The sequence below is a fragment of the Saccharospirillum sp. genome (assembly GCF_039982735.1).
Taxonomy (GTDB): domain Bacteria; phylum Pseudomonadota; class Gammaproteobacteria; order Pseudomonadales; family Natronospirillaceae; genus Saccharospirillum.
The window spans coordinates 286,041-307,429 of the sequence record NZ_JBDWXV010000017.1; the positions used below are offsets into that span (position 1 = coordinate 286,041).

At 59.1% G+C, this 21,389-nt stretch carries 18 protein-coding genes; 9 read left to right on the forward strand and 9 right to left on the reverse strand.

The genetic code is table 11. The features are described from left to right. The first annotated feature begins 21 nt into the window (after positions 1–21). Complete coding sequence (locus ABJT94_RS15645; protein ID WP_348477645.1) at positions 22–1,878, forward strand: diguanylate cyclase; 1,857 nt, start codon at positions 22–24, stop codon at positions 1,876–1,878. On the opposite strand, the gene ABJT94_RS15650 is transcribed toward ABJT94_RS15645, so the two are convergent. Beyond that, on the reverse strand, positions 1,802–2,614 hold the full coding sequence (locus tag ABJT94_RS15650; RefSeq protein WP_348477644.1) for a hypothetical protein: 813 nt from the start codon (positions 2,612–2,614) through the stop codon (positions 1,802–1,804). The genes ABJT94_RS15645 and ABJT94_RS15650 overlap by 77 nt on opposite strands. 138 nt (positions 2,615–2,752) lie before the next feature. Here ABJT94_RS15650 and ABJT94_RS15655 point away from each other — a divergent pair, with 138 nt between their 5' ends. The 4 genes from ABJT94_RS15655 (at position 2,753) to ABJT94_RS15670 (ending at position 7,773) form a co-directional block, all read left to right on the forward strand. Beyond that, a complete protein-coding gene (locus tag ABJT94_RS15655; protein ID WP_348477643.1) occupies positions 2,753–3,676 on the forward strand; it encodes a hydrogen peroxide-inducible genes activator in 924 nt (307 codons plus the stop codon). Beyond that, positions 3,666–5,735, forward strand: a complete 2,070-nt coding sequence (recG, locus tag ABJT94_RS15660) for an ATP-dependent DNA helicase RecG (protein WP_348477642.1) — start codon at positions 3,666–3,668, stop codon at positions 5,733–5,735. Before ABJT94_RS15655 ends, recG begins: the two co-directional genes overlap by 11 nt. Positions 5,736–5,842: 107 nt before the next feature. Next, the gene (locus tag ABJT94_RS15665; protein WP_348477641.1) at positions 5,843–7,237 is read left to right on the forward strand and encodes an HDOD domain-containing protein; all 1,395 of its coding nucleotides are present in this window, start codon (positions 5,843–5,845) and stop codon (positions 7,235–7,237) included. Between the two features lie 77 nt (positions 7,238–7,314). Further along, a complete protein-coding gene (locus tag ABJT94_RS15670; protein WP_348477640.1) occupies positions 7,315–7,773 on the forward strand; it encodes a DUF4826 family protein in 459 nt (152 codons plus the stop codon). Between the two features lie 8 nt (positions 7,774–7,781). Here ABJT94_RS15670 and ABJT94_RS15675 read toward each other — a convergent pair whose 3' ends face one another. Next, positions 7,782–8,726 carry a choline ABC transporter substrate-binding protein gene (locus tag ABJT94_RS15675; RefSeq protein ID WP_348477639.1) on the reverse strand — a complete coding sequence of 315 codons (945 nt, stop codon included), beginning with the start codon at positions 8,724–8,726 and terminating at the stop codon, positions 7,782–7,784. A gap of 82 nt (positions 8,727–8,808) precedes the next feature. Further along, complete coding sequence (gene betC, locus ABJT94_RS15680; protein ID WP_348477638.1) at positions 8,809–10,332, reverse strand: choline-sulfatase; 1,524 nt, start codon at positions 10,330–10,332, stop codon at positions 8,809–8,811. 137 nt (positions 10,333–10,469) lie between these two features. Here betC and ABJT94_RS15685 point away from each other — a divergent pair, with 137 nt between their 5' ends. Beyond that, complete coding sequence (locus tag ABJT94_RS15685; RefSeq protein WP_348477637.1) at positions 10,470–11,390, forward strand: LysR substrate-binding domain-containing protein; 921 nt, start codon at positions 10,470–10,472, stop codon at positions 11,388–11,390. 250 nt (positions 11,391–11,640) lie between these two features. Beyond that, entirely contained in the window at positions 11,641–13,371 is a 1,731-nt protein-coding gene (locus ABJT94_RS15690) for a DEAD/DEAH box helicase (protein ID WP_348477636.1), read from the forward strand. Positions 13,372–13,644: 273 nt separating this feature from the next. Here the strand turns inward: ABJT94_RS15690 and ABJT94_RS15695 are convergent, their stop codons facing one another. From ABJT94_RS15695 to ABJT94_RS15710, 4 genes are read right to left on the reverse strand one after another with little or no spacing between them, the layout of a single operon-like run. After that, a complete protein-coding gene (locus ABJT94_RS15695; protein ID WP_127559723.1) occupies positions 13,645–13,824 on the reverse strand; it encodes a hypothetical protein in 180 nt (59 codons plus the stop codon). Next, on the reverse strand, positions 13,824–14,633 hold the full coding sequence (gene trpC / locus ABJT94_RS15700; protein ID WP_348477747.1) for an indole-3-glycerol phosphate synthase TrpC: 810 nt from the start codon (positions 14,631–14,633) through the stop codon (positions 13,824–13,826). The genes ABJT94_RS15695 and trpC overlap by 1 nt, the downstream gene beginning before the upstream one ends. Further along, on the reverse strand, positions 14,630–15,667 hold the full coding sequence (trpD, locus tag ABJT94_RS15705; RefSeq protein ID WP_348477635.1) for an anthranilate phosphoribosyltransferase: 1,038 nt from the start codon (positions 15,665–15,667) through the stop codon (positions 14,630–14,632). The genes trpC and trpD overlap by 4 nt, the downstream gene beginning before the upstream one ends. A gap of 54 nt (positions 15,668–15,721) precedes the next feature. After that, complete coding sequence (locus ABJT94_RS15710; protein WP_348477634.1) at positions 15,722–16,360, reverse strand: aminodeoxychorismate/anthranilate synthase component II; 639 nt, start codon at positions 16,358–16,360, stop codon at positions 15,722–15,724. A 132-nt stretch (positions 16,361–16,492) separates the two neighbouring features. Here ABJT94_RS15710 and ABJT94_RS15715 point away from each other — a divergent pair, with 132 nt between their 5' ends. Then, a complete protein-coding gene (locus ABJT94_RS15715; RefSeq protein ID WP_348485194.1) occupies positions 16,493–17,281 on the forward strand; it encodes a CLCA_X family protein in 789 nt (262 codons plus the stop codon). Between the two features lie 44 nt (positions 17,282–17,325). Here ABJT94_RS15715 and ABJT94_RS15720 read toward each other — a convergent pair whose 3' ends face one another. Together ABJT94_RS15720 and ABJT94_RS15725 are read right to left on the reverse strand one after the other, a co-directional pair. Then, a complete protein-coding gene (locus ABJT94_RS15720) occupies positions 17,326–17,532 on the reverse strand; it encodes a YjfB family protein (protein WP_348477633.1) in 207 nt (68 codons plus the stop codon). A 77-nt stretch (positions 17,533–17,609) separates the two neighbouring features. After that, positions 17,610–18,248 (reverse strand): lysophospholipid acyltransferase family protein, encoded by a 639-nt coding sequence (locus tag ABJT94_RS15725; protein ID WP_348477632.1) that lies wholly within the window; start codon positions 18,246–18,248, stop codon positions 17,610–17,612. 337 nt (positions 18,249–18,585) lie between these two features. Between ABJT94_RS15725 and katG the strand changes: the two genes are divergently transcribed. Next, positions 18,586–20,805, forward strand: coding sequence for a catalase/peroxidase HPI (gene katG / locus ABJT94_RS15730; RefSeq protein WP_348477631.1), 2,220 nt, complete (start codon positions 18,586–18,588; stop codon positions 20,803–20,805). Positions 20,806–21,389: the final 584 nt, after the last annotated feature.

Consider the following 21,389-nt stretch of genomic DNA (forward strand, 5'->3'; position numbering starts at 1 on the left):
CCATTCGCCGGAGGTCGACTGATGCGTTTTCAGCGGTGGCTTCTGGCGGTGGGCCTGGTGCTGGCGTGCCTAGCCTCAGCGGCTGAGCTACCGCCGGTTCAATGGGCTGGCGAACCCCGGTTGGACCTGACCGGGGGCTTGTCGGCCCGCCTGGTCACCACCCGCACCGCTGCCGATACCGGGCCTGCTTTCGAACCGTTAAATACCCTGCCACTGGGCGGTTACCAGGCCACAGGCACCCTGATCCAATTCAAACTGGCAGTGCAAAACACCACCTCAGACCCACAAACACTCTGGCTCTATGTAGACGACCCCATCCTCAACACCCTGACATTGCGCTACGACGACACTCGCTTCCCGGTCGGCGAGTCACTGCCATTCAGCCAACGGCCACTGGCCTTGAATGGCTACGGCTTTGTCGTGAACTTTGCCCCCGGAGAAATCAAAACCATTGAAGGCGAAGGCACCGGAACCCTGATCAGCCTGCCCCTGACGCTCTGGAAACCCGAGGCCCTGATGGCCAAAACCCAGGTTTCCGGCTTCAGAGACATGCTGTTCTTCGGCATGATGCTGGCGCTGACCCTCTTCACCCTGATGTTTTACACCGCCACCCGAGTTAGAGCCTATCTGGCGTTCAGCCTGTTCGCCCTGTTCCTGACGCTCTGTCTGAGCCTGCTGTTCGGCTATGCACAGCGCTTTTTCTGGCCCCAGTGGCCAACCCTCAGCGCACCTATGGCTGCCGTCTCCCTCTATGCCATGGTTGGCTTTTTTGCCTGGATGGCGCCTCAGATGATTGGCAATCGTCATCAGCCGGCGTGGCTGAGCCAGTCAATGAACTGGGCACTGGGTGGGCTGGTCGGCCTGGGGCTGGTGTTTCTGATCGTTTCGACCCGACCGTTACTGATGGCCTGGCCCGTCGTCTGGAGTCTGGGTGCCGTGCTCATTCTGACGCTGATGCTCATAGTCGAACTGCGTCACGGCTCGCGCCGGGCACTGCGCTTTTCCATCGCCTGGTCACCGATGATCACGGCTCTGTTGTTGCTGGCCGGCAGTGCGTTTGGCTGGATACCCTATTCCCAGCGCCTGATATCGCTGGTGTTGCTGGGGGTCGTGCTCAGTACCATGTTGTTCGCGACCATCATTACCCTCTATCTGCGCGAATCCATTCTGAAGCGCCAACGTCTGGAGCAGGAGACACTGCGCTTTAAAACCGAACAGGCGGCAGAGCTGAAACGAGAGGTCGATAGACGTACGGCGGAACTGACCGAGAGCAACCGCCGACTGAACCAGCTGGCTCTGACCGACCCGTTAACCGGCCTGCCCAACAGACGACACCTGGATGACTTCGGTGACATCGTCAAGCGTCTCAGCATCGAGACCGGCAAGCCGCTGCGGGTCGCCATCATGGATCTGGACTACTTCAAGACCGTAAACGACACCTTGGGCCATGACGTCGGCGATGTGGTGCTGAACCAGCTGGCCTGCCTGCTCAGCGCCGAATGCATGAACACCCCCGCCGAGGCAAGGCTCGCGGGTCGGGTCGGTGGCGAGGAGTTTTCAATGATCAGCTACGGAGAGCACGAAACAGACTTTGAACAACGCCTGCATCGCTTGCGCCAGACTATCGCCGCTCTTGAGATTCCGGAACTGCAAGGCAAGTACATAACAATCAGCATCGGTTGGGCCGATGTTGGGCCGACGGGCAGCATCTCCAGCGCCTTCCGTCGGGCCGACCAGGCGCTCTACCAGGCCAAGGAGTCGGGCCGGAATCAGGTTGTTGCCGACCGGTGGCTGGGTTCGCCTACAGCGTCCCGTAGCCTCCGGACCGGTAAGTCGGGTACTGCCACTCGAAGCCCGTCGCGGCCAAACGATCACTGAGTAACCGCTTTCCGCCGGCTACCTCGGGCACGCCGCGCAGCGTTGGGTGCCCCTGTTGTTCACGCAGGTAATTCAGCACCTCATAGAGCGGTGCTGACTGGCGATCCGTCACCAGATAGCGGCTGCTCAGCGTCGATGTAAACGCAAGATGCACCAGAGCAGCGGCAGCGTCTTCAATGTGAATCCGGTTGGTCCAGTGGTTGGTCTGCGGTGGCGTGGTGTCGGCTTTCAGGGCCATGCGCCGCAACCAGTCGCGACCCGGCCCATAAATGCCACTCAGTCTGGCGACCGCTGTTTCTAAAGGCAGCCGGTCGACCGCCGCTTCCATTTCGGCCAGACAATCCCCCCCCCAGTCACTGGGGTGAATCGGGCTGTCTTCCGTCAGTTCGCGGCCGTCGTTGGCACCGTACACCCGGGACGACCCGACCACGATGACCCGCTCCGGCGGCGTGCGCCAGTGCTGCAAACTCCGCCCGAGCTGCTGCACCGGCTGCACGTAGCCACGGCGGTAGCCCTCGGCATCCCGCTGCGCTGCCGACAGGGCGATAATCACCACCTCGGCACCAACATCCGGCCAGGGCTCTATGGCCAAATCAACGCTGCGTTGCTCGAACCCCAACGCCGGGTCCGGTGCCGAACGGCGTAACCCGGTCACGGTCGCACCACCGTCCAGCAGGCGCCGGGCGACCCGGCGGTTCAGGTCCCCCACCCCAGCAAGCAAAAACCGACCAGGCATATTATTACCCTCTTGTATCGAAAATGAGTTTTCGATAGCTTATAGCAAATAGGTAGCCAACCATACCCGGGGCCACATTCAGGTGCCCGCGTTGTTGATTTGCACTCGTCTTCTTTGCACCCACCAGGATACGCCCTCATGACGCTTACAGAATTGCGCTACATCGTCGCACTGGCCCAGGAACGTCATTTTGGCAAGGCGGCGGAACGCTGCTTCGTAGCCCAGCCCACGCTCAGTGTCGCGATCAAGAAACTGGAAGACCGGCTCGGCGTCGCTATTTTTGAACGCGGCAAATCCGGCGTTCAGGTCACTCCGGTCGGGCAGCGCATCGTTGAACAGGCCCAGCGGGTACTGGAAGAGAGCCACAAGATCGAAGATCTGGCGCATGCCGGCAAGAACCAGCTGTCGAGCCCGCTGAAACTCGGCGTTATTTATACCGTCGGGCCCTACTTGCTGCCACACATCATCCCCCAGTTGCGCCAGCTCGCGCCGGAAATGCCCCTGGAGATTGAAGAAAACTTCACCTCCAACCTGCGCCATCGGCTGCGCGATGGCCTGCTCGATGCCATCATCATCGCCCTGCCGTTCAACGAGCCGGACGTACTGACCAAGCCGATGTTTGATGAAGACTTCGAGATCCTGCTGCCCAGTGGTCACCCGCTGACCAAACGCAAGAGCATCCCGGCCGAAGAACTGATTCAGGAGCCCTTGCTGTTGCTCGGTGAAGGCCACTGCTTCCGCGATACCATTTTCACGGCTTGCCCGAACATCGCCTCGGCCTCACGCGATCCGAAAGGTCGCATCCGCACCATGGCCGATGGCAGTTCACTGGAAACGCTGCGGCATATGGTCGCGTCTAACCTGGGCATTACCATTTTGCCGCAGTCGGCAACGGGCTCGCGCTTGTACAACGACGAACTGGTGTCGGTGCGCCCCTTTGCCAACCACGTGCCCCGGCGCACAGTCGCCCTGGCCTGGCGCGCCAGCTTCCCGCGGCCCAAAGCGATCGACCTGCTGGAAACCTGCGTGCGCCAGTGCAACATCGGCTCCAATGCAGCTTGAAGATCCGATCAGCCGGTTAACCGGTGTTGGCCCGAAGCTGGCTGAAAAGTGCGAGTCGATCGGGCTTAATAGCATCGGCGATTTGCTGTTTCATTTGCCCTACAAATACCAGGACCGGACCCGAATCACGCCCATTGGCAAGTTGCAGCTGGGCATGGCCGTGGTGGTACAGGGCCAGGTACGAGGCTCCCAGGTGCTGTTTGGCCGGCGCCGCAGCCTGATCTGCCGCCTGTCGGACGGTACCGGGCTGATTAGCATGCGCCTGTTTCATTTCACCAAAGCGCAGCAAATGCGGTTGAGCGAAGGCACCCATTTGCGCCTCTACGGTGAAGTGCGCATGGGCTCGACCGGGCTGGAAATGATGCACCCGGAATACGTCGCGCGCGATGACGACCAGTTCCCACCCCTCGACAACACCCTGACCCCGCTGTACCCCAGCAGCGAAGGCCTGAACCAGAACCGGCTGCGCGCTCTGGTCGAACAGGCCATCACGGCGCTGAAGCGTCAGGGTGGTCTGGCCGAATGGGTACCACCCGACTGGCTGGCCGGTTGGGGTTTGCCATCGCTGACGGACGCGCTGCTCACCTTGCACCACCCCCACTCCAGCAGCGATACCCAGGCGTTGCTCGATGGGCTGCATCCGGCGCAACAACGGCTGGCGCTTGAAGAACTACTGGCCCACCACCTGAGCCTGATGCTGATTCGTCAGAAAACCCAGGCCAACGGCGCACCGGCGATACCGCCCAGCAAAACACTGGTTACCGGCCTGTTGCGCCAGCTACCCTTTCAACTGACCAGCGCCCAGCAACGGGTTGCCGGCGAGATCCAGAAAGACATGGGGCTCAGTCTGCCCATGCTGCGACTGGTGCAGGGTGATGTCGGCTCCGGTAAAACCCTGGTTGCCATGGTGGCGGCACTGCAAGCGATCGAGGCCGGGTTTCAGGTCGCGCTGATGGCACCGACCGAGCTGCTGGCCGAACAGCATTTTCGCACCCTGCAGCAATGGGCCGAGCCGCTCGGCGTGCGCTGTTCACTGCTGCTTGGCAAACAAGGCAAACGCCAGCGTGAAGCCATACTGGCTGAACTGGCCGACGGCACAACCCAGTTGATGATCGGCACCCACGCCCTGTTTCAGGCGGGGGTCGAATACCACCGCCTGGGCCTGGTGATCATTGACGAACAGCACCGCTTTGGCGTGCATCAGCGCCTGGCGTTAAAAGAAAAAGCCCGCGACGGCCTGCCGCATCAGCTCACCATGACCGCCACGCCCATTCCCCGTACCCTGGCGATGACCGCCTACGCCGACCTCGATGTCTCCATCATCGACGAACTGCCCCCCGGGCGCACCCCCGTTACCACCACGGTGATCAGCCAGGAGCGGCGGGATGCGGTGATCCGCCGGGTCGATGCAGCCTGCGAATCTGGCCGGCAGGTCTACTGGGTGTGTACGCTGATTGAGGAGTCGGAAGAACTCCAGGCCGAAGCCGCCGAAGAAACCGCCGATGTGCTGCAACGCTGCTTACCGGCAAGACGCGTCGGGCTGTTGCACGGCCGCATGAAACCGGCCGACAAGACCCGGTTGATGGCCGCTTTCAAAGACCGCCAACTGGACATTCTGGTGGCCACCACTGTCATCGAAGTGGGCGTCGATGTGCCCAATGCCTCGGTGATGATCATTGAAAATCCGGAACGGCTGGGGTTAGCGCAACTGCATCAGCTGCGTGGCCGGGTCGGGCGTGGCACTATAGACAGTCACTGCCTGCTGATGTTTGGCAGCCCGCTATCGGAACAGGGCAAGCAACGTCTCGAGGTTATGCACTCAACCAGCGATGGGTTCGTCATTGCCGAGGAAGATTTGAAATTGCGCGGCCCGGGTGAAGTGCTGGGCACACGCCAGACCGGGGCCATGGCATTTCGGGTCGCAGACCTGGAGCGTGATCGCAACTGGCTGACCGTGGTACCAGAGCTCGCTCACCGGTTGCAAACCGAATACCCCAGCCACATCTCGCCTCTGGTTGAGCGATGGTTGTTTAACGCCGACCGCTATGCACAAGTGTGACGCAGGTCGCTTTTACAGTGATGCCCTCACCGTTATTGACCCGGAATGGCACCCCATTACGAATAATGATCTAAACTCCAGAAACCAAATTGAAGGATTCATACTCAATGGCGAGTCCCATGGCCGAGCCCCACAACAAAGACCTCCCTTTTCTGGTCAAACAGCATTTGCGCAAACACAGTATCGCTCATGAGATAGACGCAGACGGACATAGTGGCATCCGCGCTGAAGTGGCGCTGTTGAGGGATACCTTCGGCCTGGTTCAGATTTTCTTTTGCTCAGACACCCTGCTCGATCTGGAGAAGGTCAAACGCCTGACCGGGCGGCAGCTACAACCCCTGGCCCTGCCGGAGATCAACAAGATCAAGCTGAAGCTGTCAGTAAGCACGCTGCCTGCCTTCGATGATTTAATGGAAGCGGAAACCCTGATTGATGAGCGCCTCTATCAGCTTGAGGAAGTATTCGTATACAGCGGCAGCCGTCACGGGCTTATTCGCCTGGCCAATGCCCAACTGCTGAAGCACAAAGACACCACTCGTGTTGCTGATTTATGCGAACCCCTGCCCAGCATCCGCCCGGACGAGGGCATCGATCTATTCGAACAGGATCGCGAGCTCATACACCGCTCCCTGAACAGCTTCACCGCCCTGCGCATACGCCAGCGCATCGAAGAGACTCTGGAGATTCCACCACTGCCTGCGACCGCCCAGGCCATTATTAAATTGCGTGTCGACCCGGATGCCGACATCAGCAAACTCAGCCGCATTGTGGAGAATGATCCGAGCCTCGCCGCCCAGGTCGTCAGTTGGGCCAGTTCGTCCTATTACGCCGCACCGGGGTCAATAAAGTCGGTTCAGGATGCGATTGTCCGGGTGTTGGGTTACGACCTGGTCATGAACCTGTCGCTCGGTCTTGCGCTCGGCAAAACACTCGATCTGCCCAGCGACAACGCCGAAGGCTTTGCACCCTTCTGGACCAAGGCCGTTTACGTCGCCGCCGCCAGTGGCGCCCTGCTTTCGTTGATTCCGCGCGAATTCAGGCCCGGCTTCGGCCTGGTGTACCTCACCGGTCTGCTGCACAACTTTGGCTACCTGGTGCTGTCGCACGCCTTCCGGCCGCACTTCTCAGCCGTCTGCCGAATGCGGGAAGCCAACCGCCACCTGCCCCACCAGTTTGTCGAACAACATCTGCTCGGCATCTCCGGCGACCAGATTGCCGCCTACCTGATGAAAAGCTGGCAAATGCCGAGCGAAGTCTGCCTGGGCATTCGATACCAGGCCGAACCCGACTACCTGGGCACCGGCTCCGATCACGCCCAGATGGTCTATCTGGCCAACAACCTGCTCCAACAATACGGGTTGCTGCCCGGCGAGAACCAGCCGATTGATCTCTCTGTCTACCAGCACCTGCACATCAATCCGGATGAGGTGGACGACATCATGGAAACCCTCGTGGCCTCCCGGGATCAGATCGAGGGCATTATCCGCGGGCTGGAAAACTAGCGGGCGTCATTGACGCCAGGCTGGAAACTGCGTTCAATGGTCCTCCTCTGACTCAACCCAGTATTTTGAGCCTGTCGATGAGCAAACCCAAGCCCGCCCCTTCCCTGCCCGACTACCGTAACCGCTTTAACCGGGGATTGTGGCTGCGCGAACGTAAACGCGACCTGCTGGGATTTTTCGAAAGCCGGAGCATCGTCATTGGCCCCATCGACCCAGACCCCTATTGGGCCAAGGTGCCCTTTGTTTCGATCTGGCGCGTCAGCAGCCTGGGAACACCCGGTTTCGATGGCTGGTACGGGCTGGCGGGCGACCACCCCTGCGACATCGTCGGCATCAACAACCTGGTCGATCACCCACGGGAGATCCTGCGCTATTTTTCCGGCAAGTGGCTCTACGCCGCGCAGCGGTTAAAACAAGGTGATGACTACGGCGATTTCAGAATTGAACACATAGCCGACCGACCCAGGGTCGGCCAGCTCATTGAAGACAGGGCGCTGCGGTTGCAGCGCTGGGTAGACGAAGCGTCTCTCTGGTAGGGCGGTTTTCAGCGACTCAGTGCCTGCTCAACAGCCGCCAGACCGGGGCTGCCATCGACGGTAGTCACACCGTCTAGCCAGGTGGGCAGTACCTCGGTGTTGCTAGCCAGCCAGGCGCGGGCGGCGGCCTCTGGTGTCTCACCATCATCCAGAATGGCGCTCATGATCTGGTTTTCCATCTCCAACGTGAACACCAGATTCGTCAGTAAACGTCCGGCGTTCTGGCATTCATCGCGATAACCGTTTCGGGTCAGGGTGTAGATGGTTGCACCGCCAAGATTCGGCCCGAAATAGTCGTCACCACCGGTCAGATAGGCCAGATCATGGTGTAGGTTCATCGGGTGCGGCTCCCAGGCCAGAAACACCACGAACTCATCACGCCGTGCCGCCCGATCCACCTGGCTGAGCATGCCCTGCTCGCTGGATTCAACCAGTTCCCAGCCACTCAGCCCGAAATCGCCGGCATCGATCATGCTCTGGATCAGGCTGTTGGCCGGTGCGCCGGGGTCGATGCCGTAAATGCGACGGTCAAAAGCGTCTGCATGGTCAGCCAGATCAGCGAAGGACTCGACACCGGCCTCCTGCACATACTCTGGTACGGCCAGAGTGAACTTGGCCCCTTCCAGATTGGCGCGGACCTGCTCATAGCCATCGGCGTATTTGTCGGCAAAGGCCTGTTGAGCTGGCATCCAGTTACCCAGAAACACATCGATGTCGTTGGCTTGCAGTGATTCAAACCCGATGGGGACGGCCAGCAAGTCCACGTCCGTTTCATACCCCAGGCCCTCAAGCAGCGTGGTTGCCACGGCGTTGGTGACATTAATGTCGGTCCAACCCGGGTCACTGAAATGAACCGAACGACAGCTTTCAGCCACATCGGCCTGTACCGTCGCCCCGAGGGCACACAGGGCAACAAGGCCCGTTCCAAGACTTAAGGTGTTGCGCATCTTCATGCTAGATCCTCTGTTTAATGCTCGATGATTGACGCGGGGTTAGGCTCCCGGGTCTCCTTCATGGGTTTACTTGGGCGAATGATTACGCCCCGGGCACCACGGGCAATCGAGCTTGCCGCTCCAGGTCACCCAAATCGACGGTGTTGCGCATGTATTGTTGGCTTGCATCAAACCAGGGCTGATAATCCCAGGAAGTGACGCGTCCTTTTGACAGGGCTTCGGCCACCAGGCGACGGCGACGCTGGCTGTCCAGAACTTCCTGCTGAATCTTTTCCATGTCCCAGCGCTTGGCGGCTTCTTCGCGAAACGCCTGCAAGACACTGCCAAATTCCGGGTCCGTTGCGAGATTGCTGAGTTCATCCGGATCGCTGGCCAGGTTATAGAGCTGATCCGGGTCGGCCGGGCAATAGATGTATTTCCAGTCCCCCCGGCGAATCATCATCACCGGGGCGACTGTGCCTTCGCCCATGTATTCACCGATGACTTCATCATGCCCGCCATCAGCGGTCAAATGCGGCACCAGGCTGCGACCTTCGATATCCGTGGCCAGCCGGGGCTTCGCTCCGGTAGCCATCTCAATCAGGGTGGGCAACAGATCGAGCGTCGAAACGCTGGCTTTAACGCGTGCGGCTTGGTAACGATCCGGTGCACAGACAATTAACGGTACCCGGGCCGAGTCTTCAAACCAGCTCATCTTGTACCAAAGGTCGCGCTCACCCAGCATGTCACCATGATCGCCGGAAAAGACGATCAGGGTGTTTTTGTCCAACCCGGTTTCCTTAAGCGTTTTGAGCAAGGCACCGACCTGATCATCAACGTAACTGATGGCCCCGTAGTAGGCCCGGCGAGCATTACGGATTTGGTTATCATCACATTCTGTGGTGTCGGCCTGGTAGAGCGCGCGCAACCGCTTGGAATGCGGGTCCCGTTGCGACTCATCGAGACGGACTCTGGGCAGGTCGATGTCTTCATCCCGGTACCGGTTCCAGTATTCCTCGGGAATGGCGTAGGGGTCGTGCGGATGGGTCATCGACACAGTCAGGCAGAAGGGGCGTTTATCGGTACTGCGAGCCTGGTCATACAGGTAACGGCGCGCATGAAAGCCCACTTCATCGTCGTAATCGAGCTGGTTCGAGCGCACACAGGGGCCTGCCTGCGTCACCGAAGACATGTCGTGATACCAGGTGGGCCGGCTTGAAGGCTCATCCCAGTTGACCGCCCAGCCAAAGTCGGCCGGGTAGATGTCGCTGGTAAAACGCTCTTCAAAGCCGTGTAACTGGTCCGGCCCGCAAAAATGCATCTTTCCGGACAGCGCCGTTTTATAGCCGGCATTGCGCAAATAGTGCGCATAGGTGGGGACATCGGCCGGCAATTCGGCGGCGTTGTCATAGGCCCCGATCTTGGCGGGCAAACGCCCGGTCATCAGCACAAAGCGGGAGGGCGCGCACAAAGGGCTGTTGCAGTAGGCGGAATCAAACACCACCCCCTCTTTTGCCAGGCTCTCCAGGTGAGGCGCTTTCACCGTCCGATTGCCATACACCGGCAATGCCGATGCGGTGATCTGATCCGCCATGATGAAGAGAATATTGGGTTGCGTTGGGTTCATGGTCACTCCAGGCGTCAGAATCAGGAGGCCTGTTGCAAAGCCCTCCCATCAATTCAATTAATGTCCAAACTCATGTTGCGCCGCCAAAAGTGCTCTGTAAACTGACTGGTTACTAATGCCAGACATAAGAATAACTAATGCCAAAATCGAACAGCCTACCTCCGCTGACGTTGCTAATGGCCTTTGAAGCCGCGGCCCGGCTGCATTCTTTCACCGCCGCCGCGAAGGAACTTGGCAGCACCCAGTCGGCGATCAGCCAGCACGTAAAACGACTGGAAGCCGAGATTGGCAGCCCGCTGTTTCAACGCACTCAACGCGGGGTTCAGTTAACCCGAGCGGGTGATCAGCTCTACTTACCCGTTGCTCAGGGGCTGACGCAACTGCTGAAGGGAGTTCAGCAAACCCGCAAGCAGGCGCACCATGACGTCATCAACGTTGCCACCGACTATGCGCTGGGCAGCTACTGGATACTGCCGCGGCTGCGACACTTTCGGGCCGTTCATCCGGATGTGGACGTCCGTCTGGTCACCTCACAACAATCGGTGACACCCGACCAGGCCGATGTCGACATCGCCCTGCTATTTGGCCATGGCCACGATATCTCGGCGCCCACGCGCCCGCTCTTTACCGAACAGGTCATCCCGGTTTGCAGTCTGGCATTGCTGGAGCGGTACCCCGCCGGTTCGGGTTCTGCTCGGCTCACCGAGCTACCCTTGCTGCAGCTGGAGGCAGACCACAACGCCCGGTGGTTTGACTGGCCTGAGCTGTTCTCAAGACTCAACATCGGCTCAGCACCGCGTGAACCCGAGTTGATGTTCAACAACTACACCCTGCTGCTGCAGGCGGCCCTGTCCGGCCAGGGGGTTGCCATTGGCTGGTCTCCCTTTATTGAACCCATGCTCGACAGTGGCGCCCTGGTCGCCCTGACAGAGACACCGCTGCAATCGCCCAATGGCTACCACATTGTCTTCCCGACCAACCGCGCCGTTGCACCACTGGTGCTGGAGTTTGTCGATTGGCTGGTGAAGGAAGGCCGGGAAACCATGGCTGACCGCTGAGCGTCGCATGAACCTGACACCGCTTTGGCTCATTAGCTGGCGTATTAAAAGCAGACAGCCGGGCCGCCATTGTGTATACTCCGCGCCCCGTTTTTACCATAAGCCGAACGATATCGTTCGGCCTGAAGGGAGCCTATTTGACCGATTCCTGCCTTGTCTGGGAATACGCCGGTTTACCGGTACGACTCGAAAGCGGCTCCTTCTTGAAGCCCGGGTACGCGTGGTGCGACCCCTCGAGGATGTGTTCTGAATGACTGATACCCCCCGTTTTGATCAACTGGGCCTGGCGCCCAATGTACTTGAAAACCTGACCAAGCTTGGCTACGAAACCCCGACGCCGATTCAACAGCAGGCCATTCCTGCCATTGTGGCGGGTAAAGATGTGCTGGGCCTGGCCCAGACCGGCACCGGTAAAACCGCCGCCTTTGCTTTGCCGCTGCTTAGCATCATGGACAGTAAAGTCCAGGCACCCCAAACCCTGGTGTTGTGCCCAACGCGCGAACTGGCCATTCAGGTGGCCGAGGCGTTCCAGTCGTATGCCAAAGGTTCGGCCGGCTTCAACGTTCTGCCGATTTACGGCGGTGCGGACATGCGCAACCAGCTGCGCGGCCTGAAACAGAACCCCCAGGTCATCGTCGGTACGCCGGGCCGGGTCATGGACCACTTGCGTCGCAACTCGCTCGACCTGACCAACCTCAAGCACCTGGTGCTCGACGAAGCCGACGAAATGCTGCGCATGGGCTTTGTTGAAGACATCGACTGGATTCTGGAACACACCCCGGCCAACAAGCAGGTTGCCCTGTTCTCAGCCACCATGATCCAGCAGGTCAAACGCCTGACCCAGCAGTACCTGAAAGACCCCGTGCGCATTGAAATTCAGGCCAGCCAGGCAGCCCTTGAGAAGATCGAGCAGTTCGTCTGGCACGTCGGCGGCATCGACAAGCTCGAAGCCCTGACCCGAATTCTGGAAGTGGAAGAGTGGAACGCGGCGATTCTGTTCGTGCGCACCAAGGTTGAAAGCCAGTTCCTGGCCGACAAGCTGGCTGCCCGTGGCCACGCCTGTACTGCTCTGAGCGGCGACGTTGCCCAGAAGCAGCGTGAAGACATCATCAACCAGTTCAAGAGCGGCAAGCTCGACCTGGTAATTGCTACTGACGTGGCCGCCCGTGGTCTCGACGTTGAACGCATCAGCCACGTCATCAACTGGGACATTCCCGGCGATGTACAGACCTACACCCACCGCATTGGCCGTACTGGCCGTGCCGGTCGCAGTGGCAAGGCGATCATGTTCGTCAAGCCGCGCGAGCGTCGCTTGCTGCGCGATATCGAACGCGTTACCAAGCAGCAACTGAAGCCTTACCCGCTGCCGAGCGCTGCCCAGTTGAGCGACCACCGCGCCGGTCAGTTCAAGGCCGATGTGCTGGAGCGCATTGAAAGCGCCGATTTAACGTTCTTCCGTGCCATGATTGATGGCTGGGTCGAGAACACGGAAACCCCGGTCGATGCGCGCGATCTGGCTGCTGCGCTGGCAATGATGGCACAGGAAGACAAGCCGCTGCAGATTCCGGAAGATCCGAAGCCGCGTCCAGTTCGCGACCGCGATGACCGCCCGGGCCGCGATGGCAAACCCCGTCCGGAACGCGGTGCCAAACGCGACCGCCCGCTGGATTACGACGCCCAGAAATACCGTCTCGATGTGGGCCGTAAAGACGGCGTTGAGCCGGGCCACATTGTCGGCGCCATTGCCAATGAAGCCGGCATCGAAGGCCGCTTCATCAACAACATCAGCATTCAGGAACAGTACACCCTGGTCGACCTGCCCACCGGCATGCCCAAGGAGATTCTGGAACAGCTGAAAAAGACCCGCGTCAAAGGCCGCCCCATGGCCCTGCGCGCCTGGGAAGACAGCCCGGCTGGGGCACCGGCACGGCGCAAGCCCGCTGGCGACCGCAAGCCGCGCAAACCCCGCAAAGCTGATTAATACTCTGGTTTTGCGTTCATAAAAAAAGCGACCTTCGGGTCGCTTTTTTTTGTATCGGCGTTTGGGCTTACGTAGGTGCTTTGAGTCCGTGTCAGGCACCGGGTAGGCTTATCTGGGGTCGGGCGGAGTGCCGCCCACTCAACCCGTCCATGGAGCCTAGACCGCAGCGTCCCTGCTGTGGACTACCCCAGATAAGCCTACCCGGCACCTAACACTCAATTGATTGCAAACTCGGACTTTCTTTACTAAAAACTCGCAGCTCGCAGCTTCTCTCTATCCTATAAAATACTTAATCGCCGCCCCAATCAGCACCAGCGGCACCAGTATCCGAATCCATTTCGAATATTTGGCCGCCTGTTCTTCACTGACTTCCGAGCCCTTGGCGGAGGTGATTTTAATGACCACCAGCATCACCAGCGCCAGTACAACCAGTATCGTCACTATCGGTGGCATCAAAGCTCTCCAAACAATTCGTTCATTCGTGTACCGGGGTCATCGGCGCGCATAAACGCTTCACCGACCAGAAACGCATTGATGCGGTTATTGCGCATTAATTCAACGTCGGCCGGTGTCAGAATACCGCTTTCGGTGATCAGGGTGCGCCCTTCATCGACGGCGTCTTTGAGCGCCAGCGTGGTGTCCAGGGTAACCTCGAACGTATGCAGGTTGCGGTTGTTAATGCCGATCAGCGGAGTATCGAGGCGCAAAGCCATGTCCATTTCCGCGGCATCGTGTACTTCAACCAGCACATCCATGCCGAGTTCACGGGCCTGGTCGTGCAAATCGGTCAGTTGCGCGGCTTCGAGTGAGGCAACAATCAACAGCACGCAGTCTGCGCCCAACGCTCTGGCTTCGGTAATCTGATAGGGGTCGATCAGGAAGTCTTTGCGGATCACCGGCAACGCGCAGCCGTCGCGTACGGCTACCAGGTAGTCTTCATGGCCCTGAAAGAAATCCCGGTCGGTAAGGACCGACAAACAGGCAGCGCCCGCGCGTTCATAACTTTGTGCAATTTCGACGGGCACAAAGGGATCTCGCAAGATGCCTTTGCTGGGCGAGGCTTTCTTGATTTCGGCGATGACCGCGGCCTTGCCCGCTTCAATTTTAGCGTTCAGCGCCCGGGCAAAGCCTCGCGGCGACGGGTGCCGGTCGAACTCGCGTTCCAGGTCCAGCGCACTGACGCGCCGCGAGCGCTCAGCGATTTCTTCGCGCTTGCGATCGTTGATTTTTTTCAGAATGGTCGGTGTATCGGTCACGCTCAGGCTCCGCTCAGGGCGTCGGAAAACGCCGCCAGTTCTTTCATTTTCTCGAACGCCAGACCGGTCGAGATCGCATCCTGCGCCATGGCAATGCCCTGTTCCAGATCACTGGCCACGCCCGATACGTAAATCGCTGCCCCAGCATTCAACGCAATAATGTCGGCGGCCCGGGCGGAGACTTCATCGCTCGCACCGGTCAGGGCGTTCTTGATCAGTTCAAAACTCTGTTGGGAATTCTGCACCGCCAGACCAGACAACCCCTGGGTCGCCAGGCCAACGTCTTCCGGCCGGATCTTGTAACTGCGCACCTCACCGTCTTTCAGTTCCGCCACAAAGTTGCTGCCACCAATGCTAAATTCATCGAGCCCGTCTTTGGAGTGCACCACCATCACGTGTTCACTGCCCAGGCGCTTCATCACATGGGCCAGCGGCTCACAGAGGTTTTCAGTGAATACCCCAATCACCTGGCGTTTTACACCGGCCGGGTTGGTCAGCGGGCCGATGATGTTAAAAATCGTACGCATACCCAGTTCTTTGCGCGGGCCAATGGCGTACTTCATGGCGCTGTGGTGGCCGGGCGCAAACATAAAACCCACGCCGACCGATTCAACCGCCCGGGCGGTTTGCTCCGGCGTCAGGTTGATGTTGATGCCCGCCGCTTCGAGCAGATCGGCACTGCCCGAATTCGACGACACACCCCGGTTGCCGTGTTTGGCTACCCGGCCACCGGCGGCGGCGACTACAAAGGCGGCGGCGGTTGAGACGTTGAACAAGTCCTGTCCGTCGCCGCCAGTACCGCAGGTATCGACCAGGTGATCAACGTTCACATTCACGCTGGCGGCCAGTTCACGCATGACCATGGCCGCACCGGTGATTTCCTCGATGGTTTCCCCCTTCATGCGCAGGCCCATCAGGAAGGCACCAATCTGAGCGTCGGTGCATTCTCCGGTCATGATCTGGCGCATGACCAATTGCATGTCCTCCTGGCTGAAGTGGCCGTGTTCGGAAATGCGCTTCAAGGCGTACTTGATATCCATGCTCGCTCCTGCGGGTCAGGGTAGAAGGGGGTGGTTAAGTTTCGCAACACTATATCAGATTGCGGCAGGCTGATCAGGCCCCGGAGCGGCCGATAGGGCCGCAGGCAGGGGAACCTCCAGAAACCGCGCCAGCAGCGCATGGCCATGGTGAGTCAGAATCGATTCCGGGTGGAATTGCACCCCCTCCACCGCCAGCGAACGGTGCCGAACGCCCATGATCTCCTCGATGGCGCCATCCGGGGTTTCGGTCCAGGCGGTGACTTCCAGGCAATCTGGCAGACCGCGCTGATCGATCACCAGCGAATGATAGCGGGTTACCTGAAAGGGGTTTTCAAGACCGGCAAAGACGCCACGCCCGGTGTGGTGTACCCGTGAGGTTTTACCGTGCATCACCCGCCCGGCCCGCACAACAGCAGCGCCAAAGACCTGGCCAATGCACTGATGGCCGAGGCACACGCCCAACACCGGCGTTTTCCCGGCAAAATGCTGCACCGCCGCCATTGAAATACCGGCTTCGTTGGGCGTACAGGGCCCCGGTGAAATCATCAGGGCATCCGGCGCCAGGGCGTCGAGGTCATTTAAAGTGGTGGCATCGCTCTGCACCACCAAGACATCGGCGCCGAGCTCTTGCAGGTAGTGCACCAGGTTATAGGTGAAGGAGTCGTGATTATCGATCATGACCACGCGGGGCATTGTTCATTACCTTGTCGTTTCAACAGCAGGGCGACAGTTTGAATCAACACCCGTTAAAATGCATGTCTGTTACCTTTAACTTTCAATCCAGCTCTCAGGAGAAACCCCATTCAGCGCACGCCCACCCAGCGACTGCTCGACCGCGACTTCTACCGCAATGGCCCCAACCACCGGGGTGATCGCGAGGTCGGCTTTGGCGACGTCAAACGCCGTTTCGGGTTGCGCACCGTCACCATTGGCCGCTGGGTCACCAAAGCCGAGCAGGCCAGTACCGCCAACCATTTCTATGACGCGCTCGCCGACTTGCAGACAATTCTGCACGGCACGGCCGACCTGCTGTCGTTGCGCGGCACCCTGTCGCTCACCTATGGCCGCGGTGGCCAGCCAGGCGTAGCGGCCCACTATGAACCGGCCTCACGCACCCTGGCCCTGGCCAAGAACGCTGGGCCGGGCAGCATTGCCCATGAATGGTTTCACGCCCTCGACCACTACCTGGCGGACAAGGCCTTTAAAACCGCCACGGCCGGTCGTTTCGCCTCGGCGGCCTGGCTCGCCGACAGCCCGGCCATCGGGCACCCGCTGAACCAGCTGCTGTTCGATTGCTACAAGGCCATTCTGCTGAACGACGCGGGCACCGGAACAAGCGAGTTGTTCAAGCGCTCGGTCGAGGCCGACCGCAGCCAGGGCGGCCTGTATTACAGCCTGCCGGAGGAACTGGCTGCCCGGTCTTTTGAGGCCTTTGTTCAGGATGCCGCCCTTAAGAATCACTTTCTGGTGAAAGGCACCCGGGAGTCGCCCGAGGCCAAACAAGGTCTCTATCCGCAAGAGGCGCAGAGAGCGCGTATTAATGAGGCGTTTAACCGGTATTTTCAGGCGTTGGGTAATGCACTGGCACGGCAAGGGAGCCCGACCGGTCAATAAAAACGATAATAAAGCAGCCATTGCGGCTGCTTCCGTGGTTGGGCTCAGACCCGAACGCTCACGTTCTGACCGAGGTTGCCAATGGGGTCGGCCGCCTGCCCGGGGTTAATGCTTTGTATCAGTTGCAGGGCAAGATCTGCCTGCAGGTCCGTCGCCTGCTTCAGGACTTTCAAACCGGCCTCGCCTTTGGCTTCGTTGGTGGCCTGGGCCGTGGAATAGGCAGCCACCGAACCTATGGATCCAACATTCATCTGCGGCTCGTCGATTGAGTGTGAGCCTACTGCATCGGCCAGATCCTTCGGGACTTAATAGTCGTTTACAGTTTGTTTCAGCGCTTCCCCGAATGGGCACCCGCCTGCTTTTGATCAAACAAAACTTTCACCGGACGAGACAATTTCTCTGGATGCTGCGGCGTGACATCAGAAAAGCATTCATAGATGCGTTGCATATCCGCTTCGAGGTCTTCACTCGGCTCCAGAATCAGCGGAAAGGTTACCTGCTTTCTGCGGTAATCGGCCGTTGCCAGCACAATCGGAACACCCGCCTGGCGGGCGATATGGTGAAACCCGGTTTTCCATGTATCCGCGTTGCTTCGGGTGCCTTCCGGCGTCATCACAATGATGATGCGGTCACGGCTGTTAAATTCGGCCACGGTCTGCCCCACCACGCCGCCAGCTTTGGAACGGTCGACCGGAATACCGCCCAGCTTCTTCAGCAGCCAACCAAAGGGCCACCTGAACAGGGAGTTCTTGATCATAAACCGGGCGTGCAATGCCAGAGCGAAACCCGTGGTAAAGCCCAATACGCCATCCCAGTTCGAGGTATGCGGCCCGCCTACGACAATGGCCTTCGGAATGTCCGGAAAGGGTTCCACATACCAGCCCGTCAGTCGCAACAAACCAATGGCCAGCCGTCGCAACGGCGAGGCACCCGCTGGCACTGCCGTCTCTTTCTTATTGTTTTGCATATCGGTCCTAATATCGTCTACAGCATCAGGCCCGATATTAACCCATACCGGGCACTGACACACAGCCGATATACAAAAGCTATTGCATCGGTCGTTAAAACAAACTTATGGCAATGACTGACCACTGCTATAACTGGTGTGAGTAGTAAGGCGGTAAGGAAGCCATGACTTATCCGCATCCCCTGATATTGACTGACATGGCTCAGACCGGTGCTGGCTCCCGGCAGACAGGCTGTAAAGTCGTCGGGTTGAGTGGCCAGTTCACCGAGTCCCGACTAACGTTACACAACCTTATAACCAGAATAACGCAACCAAACAGTCACAGACGGAGAGAGTTATGACCACGAATCAGACAGAAGCAGCCGGCAAATGCCCGGTGATGCACGGTTCACGCACCAAGATGACCACCGGCACCGCCAACATGGACTGGTGGCCGAACCAGTTGAACCTGGCGATCCTGCACCAGCACGCGCCAAAATCTAACCCGTTGGGCGACGACTTCGATTACGCGGAAGCCTTCAAATCACTCGACTTGCCCGCGGTTAAAAAAGACATCGAAGCCCTGCTGAAAGACTCGCAGGACTGGTGGCCCGCCGACTACGGTCACTACGGCCCCTTCATGATCCGCATGGCCTGGCACGCCGCCGGCACCTACCGTACGGGCGATGGCCGTGGCGGTGCGGGCACCGGCAACCAGCGATTTGCGCCGCTCAACAGCTGGCCCGATAACGGCAACCTCGATAAAGCCCGCCGCTTGCTGTGGCCGGTAAAGCAGAAGTACGGCAACAAGCTTTCCTGGGCCGACCTGTTCATCCTGACCGGTAACGTCGCGCTCGAATCCATGGGCTTTAAAACCTTTGGTTTCGCCGGCGGCCGCGCCGACATCTTCCAGCCGGAAGAAGACATCTACTGGGGCGCCGAGAAAGAATGGCTGGCCACCAGCGACAAAGACAACAGCCGCTACACCGGCGACCGGGAACTCGAAAACCCGCTGGCCGCCGTACAAATGGGCCTGATCTACGTGAACCCGGAAGGCCCCGATGGCAACCCGGACCCACTGGCGTCGGCCAAAGACATTCGGGAAACCTTCGCCCGCATGGCGATGAACGACTATGAAACCGTCGCCCTGACCGCCGGTGGCCACACCTTCGGTAAAACCCACGGTGCCGGTGACCCGGATAAAGTCGGTCCCGAACCCGAAGCCGCCCCGATCGAGAACATGGGCTTTGGCTGGATCAACAGCCACGGTAAAGGCAAAGGCCGCGACACCACCACCAGCGGCCTGGAAGGCGCCTGGACCCCTACCCCAACCCAGTGGGACATGAGCTACTTTGATGTCCTGTTCGGGTATGAGTGGGAGCTGTCGAAGAGCCCGGCCGGCGCCCAGCAGTGGGTGGCCAAAGGCCTGAAAGACAGCGACAAGGCACCGGACCCGGAAGACGCCTCTACCAAGGTGGGCATCATGATGTCCACCGCCGACATGGCCATGCGCGAAGACCCGGAATACCGGAAGATTTCGCAGCACTTCCACAAAAACCCGGAAGAGTTCGCCGACGCCTTCGCCCGCGCCTGGTTCAAGCTGACCCACCGCGATATGGGCCCGAAAGCCCGGTATCTCGGCCCGGAAGTCCCGGCTGAAGACCTGATCTGGCAAGACCCGGTGCCAGCGGTTGACCATGAACTGGTAAACGCCAAAGACATCGCTGACCTGAAAGGCAAGATTCTGGCGACTGGCCTGTCGGTCTCCGAACTGGTCTACACCGCTTGGTCATCCGCCTCGACCTTCCGCGGTTCCGACATGCGCGGTGGTGCCAACGGTGCCCGCATCCGCCTGGCTCCCCAGAAAGACTGGGAAGTAAACCAGCCGGATCAGTTGGCCAAGGTGCTCAAAGCGCTGGAAGGCGTGCAAAAAGCCTTCAACGACCAGTCTGGCAAGAAGCAAGTCTCTCTGGCCGACCTTATTGTGCTGGGTGGCGTTGCCGCTGTTGAAAAAGCGGCGAAAGACGCTGGCCACTCGGTGGACGTACCCTTCACACCGGGCCGCACCGACGCCACCGACGACCAAACCGACGTAGAAGCCTTCGACTGGCTGAAACCCGAGGCCGACGGCTTCCGCAACTACCGTCGTGCAGCGTTCACCGTCTCCGACGAGGAAATGCTGATCGACAAGGCACAGTTGCTGGGCTTGAGCGCACCGGAAATGACGGTACTGGTCGGTGGCATGCGCGTGATGAACGCCAACTACAAGCAGGCCAAACACGGCGTGCTGACCAAAACACCGGGCAAACTCACCAACGACTTCTTCGTGAACCTGACCGACATCAACACCGAGTGGAAGCCGGTATCGTCTGAAGCCGACGCGTTCGAAGGTAAGGATCGCAAGAGCGGTGCGGTGAAGTGGACCGGTACGCGCGTCGACCTGATCTTTGGCTCCAACTCCCAGTTGCGCGCCATTGCTGAAGTCTATGCCCAGAACGACTCGAAAGAGCGGTTTGTGAAAGACTTTGTTGCTGCCTGGACCAAGGTGATGGACGCTGATCGGTTCGATCTGGCGTAATAAGCACTAGGCTGTAAAAACAAAGGCCGGATGCACTAACAAGGCATCCGGCCTTTTTTATGAACGGCAGAAAGCAAACCAACCACAGAACTCCCCCAACTAACCGCTCCCTCTCCCATCCCATGGGAGAGGGCTGGGGAGAGGGCACGCTTCTGGATTTCAAACATATCATTCAGCCACAAAACCCACCCTACCTACCCCCTTTCAATCAAAAGCGGACACATCTGACACCTACTCAAAATAAGTTCTTGCCAACCCTGTCACAGAGTGAGAAGGTGAAAATACAACGTATTTTGCTTTGGTGTGCCCTGTAACCGGGCGGGCGGTAGCGAGTCTGGTCGATTTATATTCGGCAATTTACTATTAATGCCAGCCACCCAACCCCTTCTGATTGATCTGGTTGGTTGTGTACTTGTGGTTGCTACTTATGCTACAGAAGTGCTGTGAGAAGCACTATCAGGTAGCGACAGTGCAACTTATACAGGATATCACCGTGGATACGTTACAAATATGCCGGAATATCCTGGATAGTCAGCGTATTTATCGGTTTGTTAGGGGTTGTGAAGCGTTTGTTCTGAAGTCGA